This window comes from Gordonia sp. B8661-1, assembly GCF_059427765.1.
Genome location: NZ_JCAHRL010000001.1, coordinates 719,345 through 738,659, shown reverse-complemented (window position 1 = coordinate 738,659; position 19,315 = coordinate 719,345). Strand labels below are relative to the sequence as shown.

17 protein-coding genes are annotated in these 19,315 nt (G+C 67.3%); 11 read left to right on the top strand and 6 right to left on the bottom strand.

From position 1 onward, the window contains the following. Positions 1-27: 27 nt before the first annotated feature. Positions 28-1,806 carry a type VII secretion AAA-ATPase EccA gene (gene eccA, locus AC4JJG_RS03475; RefSeq protein WP_495399606.1) on the bottom strand — a complete coding sequence of 593 codons (1,779 nt, stop codon included), beginning with the start codon at positions 1,804-1,806 and terminating at the stop codon, positions 28-30. Between the two features lie 100 nt (positions 1,807-1,906). Here eccA and purL point away from each other — a divergent pair, with 100 nt between their 5' ends. Continuing rightward, a complete protein-coding gene (purL, locus tag AC4JJG_RS03470; protein ID WP_495398922.1) occupies positions 1,907-4,198 on the top strand; it encodes a phosphoribosylformylglycinamidine synthase subunit PurL in 2,292 nt (763 codons plus the stop codon). Positions 4,199-4,374: 176 nt separating this feature from the next. Next, positions 4,375-5,229 carry a hypothetical protein gene (locus tag AC4JJG_RS03465; RefSeq protein WP_495398923.1) on the top strand — a complete coding sequence of 285 codons (855 nt, stop codon included), beginning with the start codon at positions 4,375-4,377 and terminating at the stop codon, positions 5,227-5,229. A gap of 98 nt (positions 5,230-5,327) precedes the next feature. Here AC4JJG_RS03465 and AC4JJG_RS03460 read toward each other — a convergent pair whose 3' ends face one another. Further along, on the bottom strand, positions 5,328-6,191 hold the full coding sequence (locus AC4JJG_RS03460; protein ID WP_495398924.1) for a glycerophosphodiester phosphodiesterase: 864 nt from the start codon (positions 6,189-6,191) through the stop codon (positions 5,328-5,330). 201 nt (positions 6,192-6,392) lie between these two features. Here AC4JJG_RS03460 and AC4JJG_RS03455 point away from each other — a divergent pair, with 201 nt between their 5' ends. The 4 genes from AC4JJG_RS03455 (at position 6,393) to AC4JJG_RS03440 (ending at position 9,221) form a co-directional block, all read left to right on the top strand. Continuing rightward, positions 6,393-6,848: a CD225/dispanin family protein gene (locus tag AC4JJG_RS03455; RefSeq protein ID WP_495398925.1), complete on the top strand. Its 456-nt coding sequence runs from the start codon at positions 6,393-6,395 to the stop codon at positions 6,846-6,848. A gap of 19 nt (positions 6,849-6,867) precedes the next feature. Then, positions 6,868-7,293: a DUF2752 domain-containing protein gene (locus tag AC4JJG_RS03450; RefSeq protein WP_495398926.1), complete on the top strand. Its 426-nt coding sequence runs from the start codon at positions 6,868-6,870 to the stop codon at positions 7,291-7,293. Between the two features lie 63 nt (positions 7,294-7,356). Continuing rightward, positions 7,357-8,454 (top strand): NAD(P)H-dependent amine dehydrogenase family protein, encoded by a 1,098-nt coding sequence (locus AC4JJG_RS03445; protein WP_495398927.1) that lies wholly within the window; start codon positions 7,357-7,359, stop codon positions 8,452-8,454. Positions 8,455-8,528: 74 nt separating this feature from the next. Beyond that, on the top strand, positions 8,529-9,221 hold the full coding sequence (locus AC4JJG_RS03440; protein ID WP_495398928.1) for an SDR family NAD(P)-dependent oxidoreductase: 693 nt from the start codon (positions 8,529-8,531) through the stop codon (positions 9,219-9,221). 19 nt (positions 9,222-9,240) lie between these two features. Here the strand turns inward: AC4JJG_RS03440 and AC4JJG_RS03435 are convergent, their stop codons facing one another. Beyond that, complete coding sequence (locus AC4JJG_RS03435) at positions 9,241-10,749, bottom strand: glutamate-cysteine ligase family protein (RefSeq protein WP_495398929.1); 1,509 nt, start codon at positions 10,747-10,749, stop codon at positions 9,241-9,243. A 66-nt stretch (positions 10,750-10,815) separates the two neighbouring features. Between AC4JJG_RS03435 and AC4JJG_RS03430 the strand changes: the two genes are divergently transcribed. The 3 genes from AC4JJG_RS03430 to purM all read left to right on the top strand — a co-directional run bounded on the left by AC4JJG_RS03430 (position 10,816) and on the right by purM (position 14,171). Further along, positions 10,816-11,202, top strand: a complete 387-nt coding sequence (locus AC4JJG_RS03430) for a sterol carrier family protein (protein ID WP_495398930.1) — start codon at positions 10,816-10,818, stop codon at positions 11,200-11,202. A 154-nt stretch (positions 11,203-11,356) separates the two neighbouring features. Continuing rightward, on the top strand, positions 11,357-12,946 hold the full coding sequence (gene purF / locus AC4JJG_RS03425) for an amidophosphoribosyltransferase (protein WP_495398931.1): 1,590 nt from the start codon (positions 11,357-11,359) through the stop codon (positions 12,944-12,946). Positions 12,947-13,064: 118 nt separating this feature from the next. Next, positions 13,065-14,171: a phosphoribosylformylglycinamidine cyclo-ligase gene (purM, locus tag AC4JJG_RS03420; RefSeq protein ID WP_495398932.1), complete on the top strand. Its 1,107-nt coding sequence runs from the start codon at positions 13,065-13,067 to the stop codon at positions 14,169-14,171. A 195-nt stretch (positions 14,172-14,366) separates the two neighbouring features. Here purM and AC4JJG_RS03415 read toward each other — a convergent pair whose 3' ends face one another. The 3 genes from AC4JJG_RS03415 to ygfZ form a co-directional block, all read right to left on the bottom strand. Continuing rightward, complete coding sequence (locus AC4JJG_RS03415) at positions 14,367-14,540, bottom strand: DUF3073 domain-containing protein (RefSeq protein WP_495398933.1); 174 nt, start codon at positions 14,538-14,540, stop codon at positions 14,367-14,369. A gap of 158 nt (positions 14,541-14,698) precedes the next feature. Then, positions 14,699-15,343 carry an MOSC domain-containing protein gene (locus AC4JJG_RS03410; RefSeq protein WP_495398934.1) on the bottom strand — a complete coding sequence of 215 codons (645 nt, stop codon included), beginning with the start codon at positions 15,341-15,343 and terminating at the stop codon, positions 14,699-14,701. Continuing rightward, complete coding sequence (gene ygfZ, locus AC4JJG_RS03405; RefSeq protein ID WP_495398935.1) at positions 15,343-16,566, bottom strand: CAF17-like 4Fe-4S cluster assembly/insertion protein YgfZ; 1,224 nt, start codon at positions 16,564-16,566, stop codon at positions 15,343-15,345. Before ygfZ ends, AC4JJG_RS03410 begins: the two co-directional genes overlap by 1 nt. Positions 16,567-16,638: 72 nt before the next feature. Between ygfZ and AC4JJG_RS03400 the strand changes: the two genes are divergently transcribed. Together AC4JJG_RS03400 and AC4JJG_RS03395 are read left to right on the top strand one after the other, a co-directional pair. Further along, positions 16,639-17,508 (top strand): aminodeoxychorismate lyase, encoded by an 870-nt coding sequence (locus AC4JJG_RS03400; protein ID WP_495398936.1) that lies wholly within the window; start codon positions 16,639-16,641, stop codon positions 17,506-17,508. 235 nt (positions 17,509-17,743) lie between these two features. Then, on the top strand, positions 17,744-19,309 hold the full coding sequence (locus tag AC4JJG_RS03395) for a cytochrome ubiquinol oxidase subunit I (protein ID WP_495398937.1): 1,566 nt from the start codon (positions 17,744-17,746) through the stop codon (positions 19,307-19,309). Positions 19,310-19,315: the final 6 nt, after the last annotated feature.

The following is a 19,315-nucleotide window of genomic DNA, read 5'->3' as shown; positions in this document are numbered from 1 at the left end:
GCTGAATCCCTTCTCGCCGAACACTAATCACCGTCGCAGGCCGGACAGGACGCCACTCAACGCGGCCTGGAGGTCGCCCGATTCGATACGCATCAGGTCGTCGTGGCTCAATGACGCGAGATCCGGACGCTTGGTGAGTCGATGCTCACGCTCCTCCTCGGCGGCCTCGATGATATTGCGGATGAAGCGACCGTTGCCGGCGATATCACTCGCGCGGCGCAGTCCGTCGGCGTCCATGCGAACATCCTCGAACAGCGGCGTACACGCACGCTCGAGCTCCAGCGCGGCGTCCGGTGTCAACAGTGAATCCCGTTTCCGCGCAATGTGTTCGCCGATCCGCGCGAGTTCGAGCGGCGTATACGACTCGAACCGCACACGTCGTGCGAAGCGTGAGGCCAGTCCGTCGTTGGCGGAGAGGAAGCGGTCGATCTCCGAGTCGTACCCGGCGATGATGACGACCAGCCGATCGCGATCGTCCTCCATACGTGCGAGCAACGTGTCCACCGATTCGCGGCCGAAGGCGTCGCCACCCGAGAGCCCCTGCTGGATCAGCGTGTACGCCTCGTCGATGAACAGCACACCGTCCATGGCCGAGTCGATGACGGCGGAGGTCTTCGGTGCCGTGGAGCCGAGATGTTCGCCGACCAGGTCGCGCCGGGTCGCCTCGATCACCTTGTCGGTCTTGATGAATCCCAACCCGCAATAGATCTTGGCGACAATGCGCGCCACCGTGGTCTTGCCGGTCCCGGGCGGCCCGGTGAAAGCCAGATGCAGGCTGCGGGCCGCGGTGTTGAGGCCCTTGTCGGCGCGGATCCGTGCCAGGGTCGCGGCCGACTGCAACTTGGCGACCTGCTCCTTCACCGAGTCGAGGCCGATCTGCTCGTCGAGTTCCCGTTGTGCTTCGGCGACCAGGTCGGATTGCTCGGGATTCTCGGTCGTGTCGGAGATCAGCGTGTCCGGCCGGTCGCCCGCCGACTCCGCGTCCCACGGATCACGGCGCGCGGCCACGTCGTCGGCACTGGTGATCACCAGCCGGAAACCGGGGGAGGCGAGTGCCTGCTTCGCGGGTGACTCCGGGTTGCGGGAGTAGGCCTGTTCGAACATCACCCGGGCCTTGTCCTCCTGGCCCTGCTCCCGAAGGGCCATGCCCACGGTGAAGATGGCCTGGGTCGTCAGTGAGGCGATGGGACCGTCGATCACGTTCTGTAACCGCCGCTGACCCTCCCCGAACATGCCCATCTGCACGCACGCGGTGCCGGCCAGGAAATCCGCGGCGGTCTGCAGAAACGTGTCGGTCCAGCGGTCGGAGCGATGCAGCGCCGTCAGCACATCGGGCCAGCGCTGCGCCGACATGTGGAGACCGGCCTGCACGAACTCGACGATCGGCCCGCGATGTGCCGGTGGCACCTGATCGAGGATGTCCTGCGCGCCCTGATAATCCTTGCCCCGGGCCAGCGACGCCGCGTAGGCAGCGATCGCCTCGGTGGGCTCGGACATCGGATAGTCGATGCCGAAGCCCGCATTCCAGCGCCCGGAGAGAGTACGGGGCGGAAGACCGAGCCTGCGCTGCTCGTGACCGATGGTCGCGCGGTTCCGGAACGCGGCCAGCAGGACCTCGTCGGTGTCGTCGCCACACGCCAGGCGTCCCAGCCAGGCATCGCCCATCGTCGGGTCCCACTCGCTGGCGCGCGTGAACGCCTTCGCGGCCTGGGCCGGATTGTTGATGGGCTCCTGTCCCTCCAGGGCGATGCCGAGTGACAGCACCCCCAATTCGAACAGTTGCCGGGCTTTGCGTACGTCGCCCACGGGTCCCCCCAAGCGCATTCCGTCTCATCGCCGGATGTCGTCCACCCGCCGTTCGTGTCCGGGGATCAGCCTAGCCTGCGGCTCAATTACACTGGCTTGAGTGAGTGCGCAGGTGGATACCGTTTCAGCCGCTGCAGGCAGCCCCGACCAACCCCAGCCCTTCCGGGAGCTCGGGCTCAAGGACGACGAGTACGAACGGATCCGCGAGATCCTCGGGCGCCGTCCCACCGACGCCGAGCTGGCGATGTACTCGGTGATGTGGTCCGAACACTGCAGCTACAAGTCGTCGAAGGTGCATCTGCGCTACTTCGGTGAGACCACCACCGACGAGATGAAGGCGAGCATGCTCGCCGGTATCGGGGAGAACGCCGGCGTCGTCGACATCGGCGACGGCTGGGCGGTCACCTTCAAGGTCGAATCGCACAATCACCCCAGCTACGTCGAGCCCTACCAGGGTGCCGCCACCGGCGTCGGCGGCATCGTGCGCGACATCATGGCGATGGGTGCCCGGCCGATCGCGGTCATGGATCAGCTGCGCTTCGGTGCCGCGGACGCACCCGACACCCGCCGGGTCGTCGACGGTGTGGTCCGTGGCGTCGGCGGCTACGGCAACTCGCTGGGCCTGCCCAACGTCGGCGGTGAAACGGTCTTCGACGCCAGCTACGCCGGCAACCCGCTCGTCAACGCGCTGTGCGCGGGCGTGCTGCGCACCGAGGATCTGCACCTGGCATTCGCGTCGGGAGCAGGCAACAAGATCATCCTGTTCGGCGCGCGCACCGGTCTCGACGGCATCGGCGGCGTCTCCGTTCTCGCGTCGGAGACCTTCGACGACGACGGCGACACTTCCGGCCCCAACCGCAAGAAGCTGCCCAGTGTTCAGGTCGGCGACCCGTTCACCGAGAAGGTACTCATCGAGTGCTGCCTCGAGCTGTACCACGCAGGGCTGGTGGTCGGTATCCAGGATCTCGGCGGCGCCGGATTGTCCTGTGCCACCTCCGAACTCGCGGCGGCGGGCGACGGTGGCATGCACATCGACCTGGAGCAGGTGCCGATGCGGGCCGAGGGCATGACACCCGCTGAGGTGCTGTCCAGCGAGTCGCAGGAGCGCATGTGCGCGGTCGTCACGCCGGAGAACGTCGACAAGTTCATGGACGTGTGCCGCAAGTGGGATGTGCTGGCCACAGTGATCGGTGAGGTCACCGACGGTGACCGGCTGGTCGTCGACTGGCACGGCGAGACCGTCGTCGACGTGCCGCCCCGCACCGTCGCCCACGAGGGCCCCGTCTACGAGCGTCCGCTGGCCCGGCCCGAGTGGCAGGACGACGTGATCGCCTCGACGACCGAGCCGCTCGCCCGGCCGGACACTCCGGATGCGTTGCGGGACACCGCATTGCAGATGATCTCCTCACCGGCACTGTGCAGCCGGAAGTTCATCACCGAACAGTATGACCGCTACGTGCGCGGCAACACGGTGCTCGCCGAGCACGCCGACTCCGGTGTGGTCCGTATCGACGAGAACTCCGGCCGCGGCATCGCGTTGGCCACCGATGCGTCGGGCCGCTACACCTTCCTCGACCCGTACCGCGGTGCGCAGCTCGCGCTCGCCGAGGCGTACCGCAACGTCGTGGTGTCCGGCGCCGCACCGAAGGCCGTCACCAACTGCCTCAACTTCGGATCGCCCGAGGATCCGGCCGTCATGTGGCAGTTCCAGCAGGCGGTGCGCGGCCTCGCCGACGGCTGCGCGCAGCTGGGTATCCCGGTCACCGGCGGCAACGTCAGCTTCTACAACCAGACCGGTTCCACGCCCATCCTTCCGACGCCGGTCGTCGGTGTGCTCGGCATCATCGACGATGTTCATCGCCGCATCCCGACCGGTTTCGGCACCGAACCGGGGGAGACGCTCATTCTGCTGGGTGAGACGCGCGACGAGTTCGACGGCTCGATCTGGTCGCAGGTCACCCACGACCATCTCGGCGGCGTGCCGCCGCAGGTCGATCTCGACCGGGAACGTCTGCTCGGCGAGATCCTGGTCGCCGCGTCCCGCGACGGCCTCGTGTCGGCCGCCCACGATCTCTCCGAGGGCGGATTGTTCCAGGCCGTCGTCGAATCCGCGCTGGCCGGTGAAACGGGTTGCCGCATCCTGCTGCCCGAGGACGCGGATCCCTTCGTCTGGTTGTTCTCCGAATCGGCCGGACGTGTGCTCGTCGCCGTACCCCGCACCGAGGAATCCCGGTTCGTCGGGATGCTCGATGCCCGCGGCATGCCGTGGCATCGCGTCGGGGTCGTCGATCAGGGCGCCGACGGCGTCTCGGTCCAGGACCAGTTCGAGATCGGATTCGACGAACTGCGCGCCGCGCACGAGGGCACCCTGCCCGCGCTGTTCGGCGAGTAGCCGGGTCGCCGGCGGGTGTCGTCCACGCAGATGACGTCGGTCGGCCGGGTTCTGCCGGGCGTGTTGTAATGGCCGCAAGCGCGGCGGTCCGGTCGTTTGTCGCGATGCACCAGTCGACATCCGCACATCGACCGTTGTACCCATTGTCCGACGCCCCCATCGACCAAGGAACTCGTATGACCTACCCGCCCTCGTCCGGCGATCAGAATCCGTACGGCTCAGGCCAGTCGGCCCCGTACGGCTCACCTCAGGCGTCGTTCGGTCAGCCGGAGAACGCGCAGCCGGCCCCCGGTCAGTCGCCCTACGGTCGGTCGCCCTATGGTCAGCAGCAGTACGGTCAGGCACAGTACGGTCAGGCGCAGCAGTACGGGCAGCCGACCTACGGACAGTCGTACGGGGCATACCCCCAGACGGGTTATGGGCAGGGATATCAGGCTCAGCCGTCGGGAGTGACGGGCATCATCGCCGCGATATTGGCGCTGCTGGGCGGAGTGGCGGCGCTGTTCGGAGTCTTTTCGGGTGTGATCGGTGCCATCGATGTGCTGGGTATGGACTCCGGGGCGGCGCTCTTCACCGGTATCTGGACCATCCTGGTCGCCATCCTCAACGTTGCGGTCACCATTCTTCTCCTCTGGGGTGCCATCGAGCTGTTCCAGCGGAAGAGACGTGGCCGCTTGTTCGTGATGATCGGTTCCGGGATCGTCATCGTGACCAGCGTCCTCGGCTTGATCGTGCTCGTCGCGGTGGGTGCGGGAATCCGCGCCCACCTCGGCGGCGGCGCCGGGGCCGCACTCGGTGTGGTGATCGGTATCGGGATCGTCCTCCTGCTATTCCCGATCGCAACACTGGTTCTCGCGTACGTGCCGTCGACGGTCGCCTGGATCGAGGCGAATCCGCAGTCCGGTGATGCGGGAAATTCGTTGCAGCAGTTCCAGACTCAGCGGTATCCGGCCCAGCAATTCCTGACGGCCCAGCAGAATCCGGCCCAGCAGCAGTATCCGCCGCAACAGCCGCCGTTCGGCCAGTTCTGAGAGGTGTGGCTGGTCTCGATATGCGTCGTGCTCGCTTCGCTCGCGCGGCGCTACTCGACCGGCGGGGCCGTGTGCTCGGCATGATCGATCGGCTGTGATCAGAGCGCGGCGACGAGGCTCTCCGGATCGTCGGTGGTGATCTGGTCGACCCGGAGGTCGAGGAGCTTCCGGATCGTGCGCACCGAACGTCGATTGATGTCGCGCACGGTGTAGGCGTCCACGCGCCGATCCCGATCGTGGAAGGCGCCGACGAGGTCGACACCGTGTGCGGCGGCGTCGAGGATCAGCCGGATCTCCAGGTAGATCATCTCGGCATCCGGCGAGGCAGCCACCGCATCATCGACGAACTGCGCGTAGTCGCGGGATGCGAGCACACGGTCGGCCGCGCCGTGATGGCACGGGTCGTAACCGATCCTGACGCCCGGCGTCGCGTCCGTGAGGAGCCGCACCGCTTCCGCATCACCACACGAGAGGATCGCGTGGCGCGCGAACGGTGCCACCGACTCGCCGAAGATCCGAATCGATGCAGGGTCCAGTGCGGCGGCATCCTCCTTGAAGTCCAACTGCAGCAGTGCATTCCGATGGATCGGTACGTCGGCGAGGACGTCGGCGAGGTCTTCGAGCAGCAGTACCGGTTCGTCGAGCGGCCGTCCCCGGTTGGAACGGAGGTACAGTCCGCGCAGAGCGTCGGCGGGCAGGTCGGCGATCTGGCCGGTGCCGGTGGTCGCGTGCCGGACGTCCCGGTCGTGCAACACCGCGAAGCCACGGTCGGCATGGATGACGAGATCCACCTCGACGCTCGCGCCCACCGCCATCGCCTCCCGGATGCGGGTGGTCGTGAACGCCGGATCATCGGCTCTGCGACGCGCGCGATGCCATTTGATCCAGGTGACGTGGCCGTTGCGAACGAGCGCGACGGGCGGAGCGGCATCGGAGTCGGGTGACGACGGTGATTTCGGCATCGTCCGCGAGATTACGACCAGCGCGACGACAATGCAGCGCCACCAGGCGGAACCCGGTGCGGACGGTACTCGTGGGGGAGACGTGATCTGCGGGGCGGCGCGGGTCGGTCGGACAATGTAATCCGTGGTCCCCCGGATGTCGCATGGTCCGGATGTCGGCTACGCTCCATGCGACCTGATCTGAACCTCGAGAGGACGCACGTGACGAACCCCTACGACAACCAGGGCGATTCCGCCCAGCAGCCGTACGGGCAGGCGCCCCAATACGGACAGCAGCCCGAGTACGGGCAGCAGCCGGGCTACGGACAGCAGCCCGGTTTCGGGCAGCAGCCCGGCTACGGACAGCAGCCCGGCTACGGTCAGCCCGCGTACGGCTACGGCACGCCGGCAGGCCCGGAGCCCGACAACAATCTGGTCTGGGCGATCCTCGCCACCGTGCTGTGCTGCCTCCCGCTCGGGATCGTGTCCATCGTCAAGTCGACCTCGGTGAGCAAGCTCTGGGCGACCGGCGACTTCGCCGGTGCACAGGCCGCCGCCGACGAGGCCAAGAAGTGGGCCATCTGGAGCGCGGTCGCGGCCGTCGCCCTGTGGGTCCTCATCGTCATCTTCTACGTCGTTGTCATCATCCTTGCGGCAAGCAGCACCTCGAGCTACTGAGCGATTCGAGAACGCCGTCATGCGCGGCGTCTCGACCGTCTCCACGCATCGCGTCCTCGGCCCCGGCATCGTCATCGCCGGGGCCGCGGTCGTCTGTACCGCCATCTGGTTCGGCGATCCGACGACACCGGGCGGCCCCCTGCCCGTCTGTCCGACGAAGGCCCTGCTGAACATCGATTGCCCCGGCTGCGGTGCGATGCGCGCCGTGTATTCACTGATGCACGGCGACCTGCCCGCCGCCCTGCATTTCAATGCCTTCGCGGTGGTGGCCCTGGCGCTGCTCCTGTTCGCGTTCGGCGCGTACACGATCGGGCTCTGGACCGGTCGCAGGATCCGGAGCTGGCAGCATTGGCGGTACTCGGGGGTCATTCTGCTGGTCACCGTCGTGATCTGGTTGGTCATCCGCAACATTCCGGTCGAGCCGTTCCGGTCACTCAGGGTCTGACCCGGCGTCGCGTGCCTCGCCATTCCGGCGACAGCTGTCTGAAACCTGTTCTAGTTTGTTGGCATGACTCTTCGTGTGGTCGAGTGGTCGACCGGAACCGTGGGACGACATGCCATCGCCGGGATCGACGCCCGTCCCGACCTGGAACTCGTCGGGGTGTGGGTGTCCGATCCGGCCAAGGTGGGCAAGGATGCCGGTGAACTCGCCGGTCTCGGCCGGGAACTCGGCGTCACCGCCACCGACGATCGCGACGCTCTGATCGCGCTGCGCCCCGACTGCATCGTGCACACCGCGATGACCGATGACCGCATCATGGAGGCCATCGCGGATCTGACCGCGTTCGTCGAGGCGGGGATCAACGTCGTCTCCAGCGGTCCGGTCGTTCTGCAGTTCCCGTATGGTGTCCTGCCGCCGGAGATGATCGAGCGCATAGACAGCGCGGCACAGGCCGGGAAGGCCAGTCTGCACGTGAACGGCATCGATCCCGGATTCGCCAACGATGTTCTGCCGCTTGCCATGACGAGCCTGTCACAGCGTATCGACGAGGTGCGCTGCCAGGAGATCGCCGACTACTCCACGTACTACCAGCCGGTGGTGATGAGTTCGCTGTTCGGTTTCGGGCAGCCGATGGACTCGACACCGTTCCTGCTCAATCCCGGTGTGCTCTCGATGGCGTGGGGGAGTGTGGTGCGGCAGATCGCGGCGGGTCTCGACGTCACCCTCGACGAGCCTCTGGTGGAACGGGTCGAACGGGTGGCCGCCGACCGCGACTACTCGACGGTGTCGGTCGAGATCCCCGAGGGCACCATGGCGGCAGTGCGTTTCGAGGTCGCCGGCCAGGTCGACGGCGTCGACCGCGTGGTGCTGGAGCATTACACCCGCACCCATCCCGACCAGTGTCCGGACTGGCCGACACCCACGGACGGCGACGGCTGCTATCGCGTCCTCATCTCCGGGGAACCGGAGATGGCCGTCGAATTCGGCCATCACGGCGAATCCGGGGACCACAACGTGTCCGGCATGATCGTGACGGCCATGCGCTTGGTGAATTCCGTTGCGGCGGTTGTCGATGCGGAACCCGGCCTGGTCACCGCGCTCGACCTGCCGCCGGTCACCGGTCGCGGCCTGGTGGCCGGTGACCGCGGCGGTGCCGACGGGTGAGGGCGTAGCGTCGTCCACGGCCGGGGTCACCCGGACCGTTCGACGAGGTGTGCAGATCGAGGAGGGACGGATCAATGACGGAGACCGTGATCGTGTCGGGAGGAACCGGCGGCCTGGGATCGGCGGTGACGGCAACGCTTCTCGACGCCGGATGGCGCGTGGTGGTGCCGTGGGTGAACGAGGCCGAGTTGTCCCGGTTACCCGAGTCGGAGCGGCTGGTGACGGTGCACGCCGATCTCTTCGAGCCGGAGGGGGCGGCGGCAGTCGTCGCGGCCGCCACCGACGATCCCGGGGCGACACTGCGTGCCGTGGTCAATCTCGTCGGCGGATTCGCGATGGGCGGCAAGGTGCATGAGACGCCCGTCGACGAGTTCGACGCGTTGGTTCGGCTCAACCTTCGCCCGCTGTATCTGCTGACCCAGGCGGCGCTGCCCGCACTCATCGAGGCAGGCGGCGGATCGATCGTCGGGGTGTCGGCGAAAGCGGCGTTCGCGCCGTTCTCCGGGGCGGCCGGTTACATCACGTCGAAAGCCGCGGTCTGGGCTTTCATCAGCGCACTGGCCGTCGAGTACAAATCGGACGGGATTCGTGCGAACGCGATTCTCCCGTCGGTCATCGACACCCCGGGAAACCGTGAATCGCAACCGGATTCGAAGCGCACGGGGTGGGTGCCGCCGGAGGCGATCGCCGATACCATCGCGTTCCTCATCTCGGACGCGGGTGCGGCCGTGACCGGTGCGCAGGTGCCCGTGCCCGGAGTCGGCTGACGGTCACGCGCCGCGGAAGTCACAGCGGCCAGGAGTGAACCGGCTCGCCCTCGTGCATGAGGGTCGTGTAGTCGCGCAACATGCCGTGTAGCGCGGTGTCACGATCCTCGCCGGCCTCGGTGCGGGCGAGTACGGCACGGCGCTGCCATTCGGAGCCGGTCTGCCTGGAGAGGCAGCGGCCCTCGATGACCGACAGATAGCGGGCGCGTGCCTTGTCCGAGACACCGAAGGCCCGCAATCCGTCGTCGGCCAGGGGAAGCAGCCTGCGCAGCACGAGTTCGTCGGGGCGCACCCATCCGACGTCGGGCCAATACAACTGCGCGTGCATGCCGTCGCGTGCGCCGCTGTGCAGATTCTCCGCCGCGGCGTTGAACGACATACGCGACCACAGCGGCCGGTCGGAATCGGCCAGTGCCCGCACCACACCGTAGTAGAAGGCGGCGTTGGCCATCGTGTCCACAACCGTTGGGCCCGAGGGCAACACACGATTCTCCACGCGCAGATGCGCATGTCCGTCGACGACGTCGTACACCGGCCGGTTCCAGCGGTACACGGTGCCGTTGTGCAGCCGGAGCTCGTCGAGTGCGGGGATCCGCCCCGCCTCGAGTTCGTCGATCGGGTCGACATCCGTCGTCACCGGCAGCAGGGCGGGGAAGTAGCGGGTGTTCTCCTCGAAGAGATCGAAGATGGTGGTGATCCAGCGTTCGCCGAACCACACCCGTGGCCGGACGCCCTGATTCTTCAGCTCCAGCGGCCGGGTGTCGGTGGCCTGCTCGAAGACCGGGATGCGACTCTCGTGCCAGAGCGCGGTACCCGCGAGGAACGGGGAATTCGCGGCAAGCGCGATCTGTACCCCGGAGATGGCCTGCGCGGCATTCCAGTGTGCGGCAAAGTCTTCCGGTGCCACCCGCAGGTGCAATTGGAGTGAGGTGCAGGCGGCCTCGGGCAGGATCGAATCGGTCGTGGTGTGGAGCCGTTCGTGGCCGTGCCGGGCATCGAGCGGGACACCGGTGATGTCGATCTCCATGTCCTCACCACGCGCTGCGAAGATCTGGTCGTTCAGCAGGTCATAGCGCGGGTTCGCGGAAATCCACTGGTGGGCAAAGTGTTCGGACTTCAGGGTGGGCAGCATCCCGATCATCACCAGGTGGCTGTCGGTCTGCGCGGCCCGCTCCTCCGCCCGATTGAGGGAGGTGCGCAGCATCTGCTCGAGCGAGATGGTGTCGTCGGTGGTGAACGGCCGTGGGGAGACGTTGATCTCGATGTTGAACTGGCCCAGCTCGGTCTGGAAGTCCGGGTCGGCGATGGCGTCGAGGACGGCGGCGTTCGCCATGGCCGGCCGCATCGCGTCGTCGACGAGGTTCAGTTCGACCTCCATGCCGAGCAGCGGCTCGGGTGGTTGTCCCTGATCGGTGAACAGACCGTCGGCCAGCATCCGGGCGATCGCCTCGGTGCCGCGACCGACCTGCCGACGGAAGCGCACCCGATCGTCGCCGGTGAACACGCGTTCGGACACATCTTCGCCCATGGCCCCATCGTGCCCTGTTCGCCCGGTTCGGTAAGTGACATTCGGCGCTGCGGCATGATGTCCGGCATGTCGTCGCGTGCACAGATCGATCCCGCCGAGGCCCGTGCGGCCGTGCTCGCGGTCGCCGAATGGGTGGCCGACGACTCGGTGACCGCCCCGGATCGGGCCTCCCTTGCCGCCGCGGTGCGGATGACCGCGCGCACCCTCGCGCAGATCGCGCCCGGATCGTCGGTGGAGGTGCGGGTGCCGCCGTTCGTCGCGGTGCAGTGCATCGAGGGTCCGCGCCATACCCGCGGTACGCCGCCGAATGTGGTCGAGACCGATCCCCGCTCCTGGCTCCGTCTGGTGACCGGCGCCGCGACGATGGACGCCCTGTCCGAGGCCGGCACGCTCACGGCGTCCGGGTCGCGCGCGGGCGACATCGAACGATGGATGCCGCTCTTCCCGGTGTGACCTCGGTCGCTGCTCCGTGGCGCGCATGCCAGGTCGGGAATCAGACGGCCCGGCTCGCCGTTGTGCAGATTCGCAATCGGTCGCAACAGGCCGGTAAAGTGAATGCATCTCCCCAGCACCACGAACGTTCTCTCAGCCCCAGGGAGCTCACCTGATGACCGACGCGTCAGACCACCGTCCGAATCTGCTGGCACCCACACCCGGTTGCGGTGGTTGCCCGTCCGAGGAGCCCGAGAACGAACCGCGCGAGGAATGCGGTGTCTTCGGTGTCTGGGCGCCCGGCGAGGATGTCGCCAAACTCAGCTATTACGGCCTCTACGCGCTGCAGCATCGCGGCCAGGAAGCCGCCGGTATCGCCGTCGGCGACGGTTCACAGGTGCTGGTCTTCAAGGATCTCGGACTGGTCAGCCAGGTGTTCGACGAGCAGACGCTCGGCGCGATGGTCGGGCACGTCGCCATCGGCCACTGCCGCTACTCGACCACCGGTTCCACCACCTGGGAGAACTCGCAGCCGATCTTCCGCACCACCACCGCGGGTACCGGAGTCGCCCTGGGGCACAACGGCAACCTGGTGAACACGGCCGAGCTGGCAAGTCGGGCCCGCGCTCTCGGCGTGCACTCCAGCGGCGTGGGCGGCGCGACCTCGGACTCCGACATCGTCGGTGCCCTGCTGGCACACGGCGCCGCGGACAGCACCCTGGAGCAGGCCGCGATGGAACTGCTGCCGACGCTGCGCGGTGCCTTCTGCCTGACCTTCATGGACGAGCACACCCTCTACGCCGCCCGCGACCCGCACGGTGTGCGCCCGCTGTGCCTCGGCCGGCTGGACCGCGGCTGGGTCGTCGCCTCGGAGACCGCCGCTCTCGACATCGTGGGCGCCTCCTTCGTCCGCGACATCGAGCCCGGTGAACTGCTGGCCATCGACGCCGACGGCGTCCGGACGCAGCGCTTCGCCGAGGCCACGCCGCGCGGCTGTGTGTTCGAATACGTCTACCTGGCCCGGCCGGACAGCGTCATCAACGGCCGGTCCGTGCATTCCGCCCGGGTGGAGATCGGTCGCCGGCTGGCCCGCGAATACCCCGCCGACGGCGATCTGGTCATCCCGGTGCCCGAATCCGGCACCCCGGCCGCGGTCGGATACGCGCAGGAATCCGGCATCCCGTACGGGCAGGGTCTGATGAAGAACGCCTACGTCGGCCGCACCTTCATCCAGCCGTCGCAGACCATCCGTCAGCTCGGCATCCGTCTCAAGCTGAATCCCCTCAAAGAGGTCATCCGGGGCAAACGTCTTGTCGTCGTGGATGATTCGATCGTCCGCGGCAACACCCAGCGTGCCCTCATCCGCATGCTCCGCGAGGCGGGTGCGGCCGAGGTTCATGTCCGTATCGCATCCAGCCCGGTGCGCTGGCCCTGCTTCTACGGCATCGACTTCGCATCGCCCGCCGAACTCATCGCCAACGGCATGGAATCCGAGGAGGGGATGGTCGAGGGCGTGCGGCAGGCCATCGGCGCCGACTCCCTCGGTTACATCGGCATCGACGAGATGATCGCCGCGACCGAACAGCCCGCCGAGAACCTCTGCGCGGCCTGCTTCGACGGCGAGTATCCGATCGACCTGCCCGAGGAGACATCGATGGGCAAGGCGGTGCTCGAGCAAATGCTGGCCAGCGCCACCGCCGACGGCAGCCATGTCGATCCGCTGACCGTGCCCAACGACAACGTCAGCGCCGTGATGCGGCCCTGAGACCTGCTGACCCGGCGCCGCCGTCGAGCGTCCGTCGGGTAGCGTGTGTGCCGTCGGTGAGTCGCCGGCACCTGGGGTTCATGACCAGTTTTCTTGTGACAAGGGAGTGCTCAGCGCGATGACCGAGCGGGATTCTGCTGCCGACGATCCGGTCACCGCCAACGGCGCGTCCTACGCCGCCGCGGGCGTCGACATCGACGCGGGCAATCGGGCGGTCGAACTCTTCGCACCCCACGCCAAGCGGGCCACCCGCCCCGAGGTCATGGGCGGTCTCGGTGGCTTCTCCGGACTGTTCGCCCTGAAGGGCAACTACCGGGAGCCGGTGCTCGCCGCCGCCAGCGACGGTGTGGGCACCAAACTCGCCATCGCACAGGCCATGGACCGGCACGACACCGTCGGCCGCGACCTGGTCGCCATGTGCGTCGACGACCTGGTCGTCTGCGGCGCCGAACCGCTGTTCCTGCAGGACTACATCGCGGTCGGCAAGGTGGTGCCGGAAACCGTCGCGCAGATCGTCGCGGGCATCGCCGACGGTTGCGTGGATGCCGGCTGCGCACTCCTCGGCGGCGAGACCGCCGAGCATCCCGGCCTCATGGGCGAGAATCACTACGACCTGTCCGCCACCGCGGTCGGGGTCGTCGAGGCCGACCAGATCCTGTCGCCGGAAAAGGTGCGTCCCGGTGACGTGATCATCGCGATGGGATCGTCGGGGCTGCATTCCAACGGGTATTCACTGGCGCGCAAGGTGCTCTTGGACTGGGGCCACATGGACCTGTCCGGGCATGTCGAGGAATTCGGCCGCACTCTCGGCGAAGAACTTCTCGAGCCGACCCGCATCTACGCCCGCGACTGCCTCGCGCTGGCCGCCGAGACCGATGTGCGGACCTTCTCCCACGTCACCGGCGGTGGCCTCGCGGAGAATCTGGAACGCGTCATCCCCGAAGGCCTGGTGGCCGAACTGGAACGCGAAACCTGGACGCCCGCACCGGTCTTCGCGCTCATCGAGCAGCGTGGCCGTGTCTCCCAGGAGGAGATGGAGCGCACCTTCAACATGGGCGTCGGCATGGTCGCCGTCGTCGCGCCCGAGGACACCGAACGTGCTCAGGCGGTGCTCACCGCGCGGCACGTCGACAACTGGGTGCTCGGCTCCGTGAAGCGTTCCACCGATCCCAAGAACACCGATCTCTCGCGCGTCGTCCTCTCCGGACGTCACCCGCGCTTCTGAGTCACTGGCGTAACCGTCACCGTTCACGGCGAAATATGCCCTTCAGGGGCGATTCTCGCCGAATTCGGTGACGGTTGAGACGGCTCACCTCACCGCACACGTCTCACCCACCGGGCACGCAGGAACCCGATGGGTGAGATGTGATGTCGAACAGAGAACGCGGGCAGAACCCGCGCCGACGTCAGTGGGGAGCCGTCAGGCTCGACGCCACTCGTCCTCGTCTTTCCACTCCTCGATCCGATCCCGGCGATCCGAGTCGTCCGATCCTGACAACTCGCGCTGCAAGCTGTCGAAGTCGGTATTGGGAGTGGAGTACTTCAGCTGACGAGCAACCTTCGTCTGCTTCGCTTTTGCCCGGCCGCGGCCCATGTGGGACCCCCTCGCACAATGACGGGGCGGCCAATCGCTTGGCGGCCCCGTTCTCTAGGAAGTAATTCTGTCGTGGGCACCAGTCTAGCGCGCTCGTCGGGAGAATGCGGATTGCCCTGCCGCACCGGAGCGTGGCGGGGTGGGATTCGGCGGTGTCGTCAGAGGCGCCCAAGTTTCCGGGTGGCGTCGCGCCGCACCTTCGGGACCAGATCGTCGCTGGTCAGAAGCTTTTCGAGGGCCTTCGAGTCGGCATCGGTCCCGGCCACCAGGTCGCGGATGCGGACGCCGTGATCGGGACGATCGACGACCCGCACGGCATCTCCGGCCCCGACCGTGCCCGAAGTCACAACACGGAGGTAGGCGCCGGTGTCGCCCCGGTCGAGGAATCGCTTGATCCACCGCGGTTCGCCCGCCCACGCTGCGAAGGTCCGGCACGGTGTGCGGGGGATGGTTGTCTCCAGGACCAACCCGTCGTCGCCGACGGCCCAGCGTTCGCCCACCACCGCGTCCGTGACGGCCACGCCGTCGATGCGGAGGTTCTCGCCGAACCAGCCGAACGGGAGTTCGCGGTCCAACTCGTCGGCCCAGCGCTGTGCCTCGGACTCCTGGTAGGCGTACACGGCCTGTTCGGCGCCACCGTGATGTTTCGTGTCGACGACGTGATCTCCGGTCAAGCCGAGTTCGCCGACCTGAACGCGGCCCGGGAGCGCCCGCTTGTCGATGGCGCTCGAGCCGATCCTGCCCAGGTCGACCTCGTCGACGACGGCACACACGGCGAGCACCCGCCCCGACCCGGCGCTCATCAGCGCTCGCCGCTCGCGGGTGCCCGTCCGCCGGAACGCAGTTTCTCGATCGCGGCGCGGCCCGCTTGCACACGGTCGTCGGCGGCGATCGAATCCGGATCGATCCGCGCGCTCACCGGATGCTCGGTACCGACGACCAGGTCGACATCGGCACCGACCGCCCGCTTCACCAGTGCCAGGGCGATGGGACCGAGTTCGTAGTGGTCGATCACCGTGCCCAGGCGTCCGACGGTGCGGCCGCCCGCGGTGACCGGATCGCCCGGTGCGGGACGCTCGTCGGTGCTGCCGTCGAGATGCAGCAGGGCGAGCCTGCGTGGGGACTTACCGAGGTTGTGAACGCGCGCAACGGTTTCCTGGCCCCGATAGCAGCCCTTCTCCAGGTGGACCGCGCCCTGCTCGGCGGTACCGCCGATCCAGTTCACCTCGTGCGGGATGGTGCGCTCATCGGTGTCGATCCCGAGGCGGGGGCGTACCGCGGCCACGCGCAGGGCGTCGAGGGCCCAGCTGCCCGCCATCCGGGCGCCCGCCTCGGTGAGCTGCGACCACCAGCTCTCCACCGCCGATGACGGCACCACCAGATCGATCACCGGCAGTGACGCGCCCTCGCCGATGGGCGGCATGACGCGCCAGAAACCGAGCGGCTCCTCCTCGTGGTGCTGCTCGGGCAGGTTGCCGGCCTGATACACGGCCGCATCACCGGGAAGGTCGAGCAGTTCGGCGATCGGGCCGTGCAGGACGTCGGTGCCGACGAGGGTCAGCACCGTCATGTCCGTCCGTGCCGCAGGCTCCACTTTCGCCCAGAACACCATCGAGGTGAGGAAGCGCAGGAGGCCGTCGCCGTGGTCGCCCTCGGTGTCGATCCAGGTGACGCCGTCGATGTCGGTCATCACGAAGTGCTCTTCGACGCGGCCGTTGAGATCGAGCGACAGATTCTCCGCCGACGACCGGTCGGGCAGAGCGCTGACGTGCTGGCTGGAAATGGTGTGCAGCCAGGTGAGTCGTTCGGGGCCGTCGATCTCGAGCACCGCGCGGTCGCCGCGGTCCACGATGATCGCGCCGCGCGCCGCGCTGCGTTGCTCGCCGAGCGGATCGCCGAAGTGCCAGGGCACCTCGACACGCTCGGCAGGGACACGCTCGGCAGGAGTATCGGTCGTCGCGTCCGGATGCGGCTCGGCGACGGCGCCCTGCGTGGAATACCTGGTCAGAATGGGTGACCTCGTCACACTGTGATTCTACGGGTCGTCACTCGGGTGGGCACGGACCCGTTGCCGCCGATCGTCGCCTAGCCTCAGGGAATGACGGCTCAGATCCTGGTCACCCTCGACGGACTGGTGCGCGATCCGGACGCACCCTTCCTGCGCGCCGACGACCTGGCCGCAGTGCGTGGGGACGGTGTCTTCGAGACCCTGCTGATCCGGACCGGTCGGACCCGTCGGGTCGGCGACCATCTGGATCGGCTGGCCCGCAGCGCCGCGATGCTCGATCTGCCCGCGCCCGACCGCGGCGCCTGGGAGACGGCCATCGACATCGCCACCAAGAAGTGGGTGGACTCGGCCGGTACGGGCGCCGAGGCGTGGATGCGTCTCGTCTACTCGCGCGGGCGGGAGAGTTCACCGGGTGGCGGTCCCACGGCGTACGTGATGGCCGGACCGGTTGCCGAGCGGGTGCAGCAGGCCCGCACGGACGGGGTATCGGTGGTCACGCTGGATCGTGGCTATTCGACGGATCTGGCCGGGCGTGCGCCGTGGCAGTTGCTGGGTGCCAAGACCCTCAGCTACGCCACCAACATGGCGGCGATCCGGCATGCGGAGAAGCAGGGCTTCGACGACGTGATCTACGTCAGCAGTGAGGGATCCGTGCTCGAGGGTCCGCGCTCGACCGTCGTCGTGGTGCGCGGGCGCACCCTGGTCACGCCACCGCCGGAGGCGGGCATCCTGCCGGGTACGACGCAGAGTGCGGTGTTCCGGACGGCGGCGCAGGAGGGCTGGGAGACGCGGGTGGCGACGCTGACGCGCGGCGACCTGATCACCGCCGATTCCGTGTGGCTGATCAGCAGTGTCACGCTGGCCGCGCGCGTGGCCGCGCTGAATCGCTACGTCATGCCGGTGTCCGATGACGCGCCGATTTTTTCCGATTTGGTCGATCGGGCCATCAGTACTGATTGACTGGATTTGGTGGTCGTCGCTGTGTGACGCGCCACTGAGTCTATCTTTCGAGGTCAAGGCCACAATTGAAGACCCTGTTGGCGGGACTTTGGTCGCTTGAAGGGCTGTCGGGGCGACGCGTACGGTGGTACGAGTAGTCCTACTACAGTTAGTAGTAGGAGTGGCACGGCGGCGGAGGTCGCGCTGTCCGTCCAACCCGCGCACCGCAGCCCGGTGCCCACGCGATAGAGGCGACATGGATGCTCTGGATGTCTCCCGATGGCAATTCGGGATCACTACCGTCTATCACTTCATTCTGGTCCCACTGACCATCGGTCTCGCGCCGATGATCGCGGTGATGCAGACCATCTGGCTCAAGACCGGTAACGAACAGTGGCTCCGCGCCACCAAGTTCTTCGGCAAGCTGTTCCTGATCAACTTCGCCCTGGGCGTCGCCACCGGCATCGTGCAGGAATTCCAGTTCGGCATGAACTGGAGCGAGTACAGCCGATTCGTCGCCGACGTCTTCGGTGCGCCACTCGCCCTCGAAGGCCTGGTCGCGTTCTTCCTGGAGTCGACCTTCATCGGCCTGTGGATCTTCGGCTGGGATCGACTGCCGCGCAAGATCCACCTGGCCTGCATCTGGCTGGCCGCCATCGGCGTGACCGCCTCGGCGTACTTCATCGTCGCCGCCAACTCCTGGATGCAGCATCCGGTGGGTGTCACCTGGGACAGCGAACGCGGGCGGCCCGCGATGGACAACTTCCTCGCCGTCATCACGAACAACACGACACTCGCGGCGTTCCCGCACGTCATCGCGGGCAGCTGGCTCACCTCCGGCACCTTCGTCGCCGCCATCGGGTGCTGGTGGATGGCCCGCAATTCGTGGCGTGCCAAGAAGATCCGTGAGGCGGCCGCCGCCGACACCACTCCCGATCTGCCGCCGACGACCTCCCCGAGCCTCGTCGACGCCACCCCGGAGAAGCTGGAGGACGACGCCCGCACCCTGTGGCGTCCGGTCGCCCGTTTCGGGTTGTGGCTGACGATCTTCGCGGGCGTCGCCGTCATCATCACCGGTGACTTCCAGGCGCAGATGATGTTCAAACAGCAGCCGATGAAGATGGCTGCCGCGGAATCGTTGTGCGAGACCGAATCCGGCGCAGGCTTCTCGGTGCTCTCGATCGGCCGGCAGAACAACTGCGATCACATCGAACACGTGATCACCATTCCGAAGATGCTGTCCTTCCTCGCCGATCACTCCTTCACCGGTGAGGTGAAGGGTGTGAACGAACTGCAGAAGCAGTACGAGGAAGCACTGAACATGCCCGGGCAGAACTTCGCGCCCAACCTGTTCGTCACGTACTGGAGTTTCCGCGCGATGATCACCTGGGCGCTCGGGTCCGCGCTGCTCGCCCTCGGCGGACTCTGGCTGACCCGCCGGAAGAGAGTTGTCACCTCGCGCAGGTTCGGGCTGTTCGCACTGTGGATGATGCCGACTCCGTTCCTGGCCAACGCATCCGGCTGGATCTTCACCGAGATGGGACGTCAGCCCTGGGTCGTCGCGCCCAACTGGGTGGACGATCTCGACCCCACACGGGTGAGCATGCTCGTCCAGAACGGTGTATCGAATCACGTCGCGGCGACGGTCTGGACCTCGCTGATCGTGTTCACCATCCTGTACGGCGCACTCGGCGTGGTGTGGTTCCTGCTCCAGCGCCGGTACATCATCGAAGGACCCGCGACCTACGACGCGCGTCCACCGGGCCACAGCGATGATGACGCCGATTCCGATGATCCCCAACAACTGTCGTTCGCGTACTGAGGAGTG

Coding starts and splice junctions, on each gene's coding strand:
- AC4JJG_RS03435 (WP_495398929.1), bottom strand. CDS start 10,749: ATGGGCGAAGATGTGTCCGAACGCGTGTTCACCGGCGACGATCGGGTG.
- AC4JJG_RS03400 (WP_495398936.1), top strand. CDS start 16,639: ATGACGGCTCAGATCCTGGTCACCCTCGACGGACTGGTGCGCGATCCG.
- purF (WP_495398931.1), top strand. CDS start 11,357: ATGACCGACGCGTCAGACCACCGTCCGAATCTGCTGGCACCCACACCC.
- purM (WP_495398932.1), top strand. CDS start 13,065: ATGACCGAGCGGGATTCTGCTGCCGACGATCCGGTCACCGCCAACGGC.
- AC4JJG_RS03395 (WP_495398937.1), top strand. CDS start 17,744: ATGGATGCTCTGGATGTCTCCCGATGGCAATTCGGGATCACTACCGTC.
- AC4JJG_RS03430 (WP_495398930.1), top strand. CDS start 10,816: ATGTCGTCGCGTGCACAGATCGATCCCGCCGAGGCCCGTGCGGCCGTG.
- AC4JJG_RS03415 (WP_495398933.1), bottom strand. CDS start 14,540: ATGGGCCGCGGCCGGGCAAAAGCGAAGCAGACGAAGGTTGCTCGTCAG.
- AC4JJG_RS03410 (WP_495398934.1), bottom strand. CDS start 15,343: ATGAGCGCCGGGTCGGGGCGGGTGCTCGCCGTGTGTGCCGTCGTCGAC.
- AC4JJG_RS03450 (WP_495398926.1), top strand. CDS start 6,868: ATGCGCGGCGTCTCGACCGTCTCCACGCATCGCGTCCTCGGCCCCGGC.
- AC4JJG_RS03460 (WP_495398924.1), bottom strand. CDS start 6,191: ATGCCGAAATCACCGTCGTCACCCGACTCCGATGCCGCTCCGCCCGTC.
- AC4JJG_RS03465 (WP_495398923.1), top strand. CDS start 4,375: ATGACCTACCCGCCCTCGTCCGGCGATCAGAATCCGTACGGCTCAGGC.
- AC4JJG_RS03440 (WP_495398928.1), top strand. CDS start 8,529: ATGACGGAGACCGTGATCGTGTCGGGAGGAACCGGCGGCCTGGGATCG.
- AC4JJG_RS03445 (WP_495398927.1), top strand. CDS start 7,357: ATGACTCTTCGTGTGGTCGAGTGGTCGACCGGAACCGTGGGACGACAT.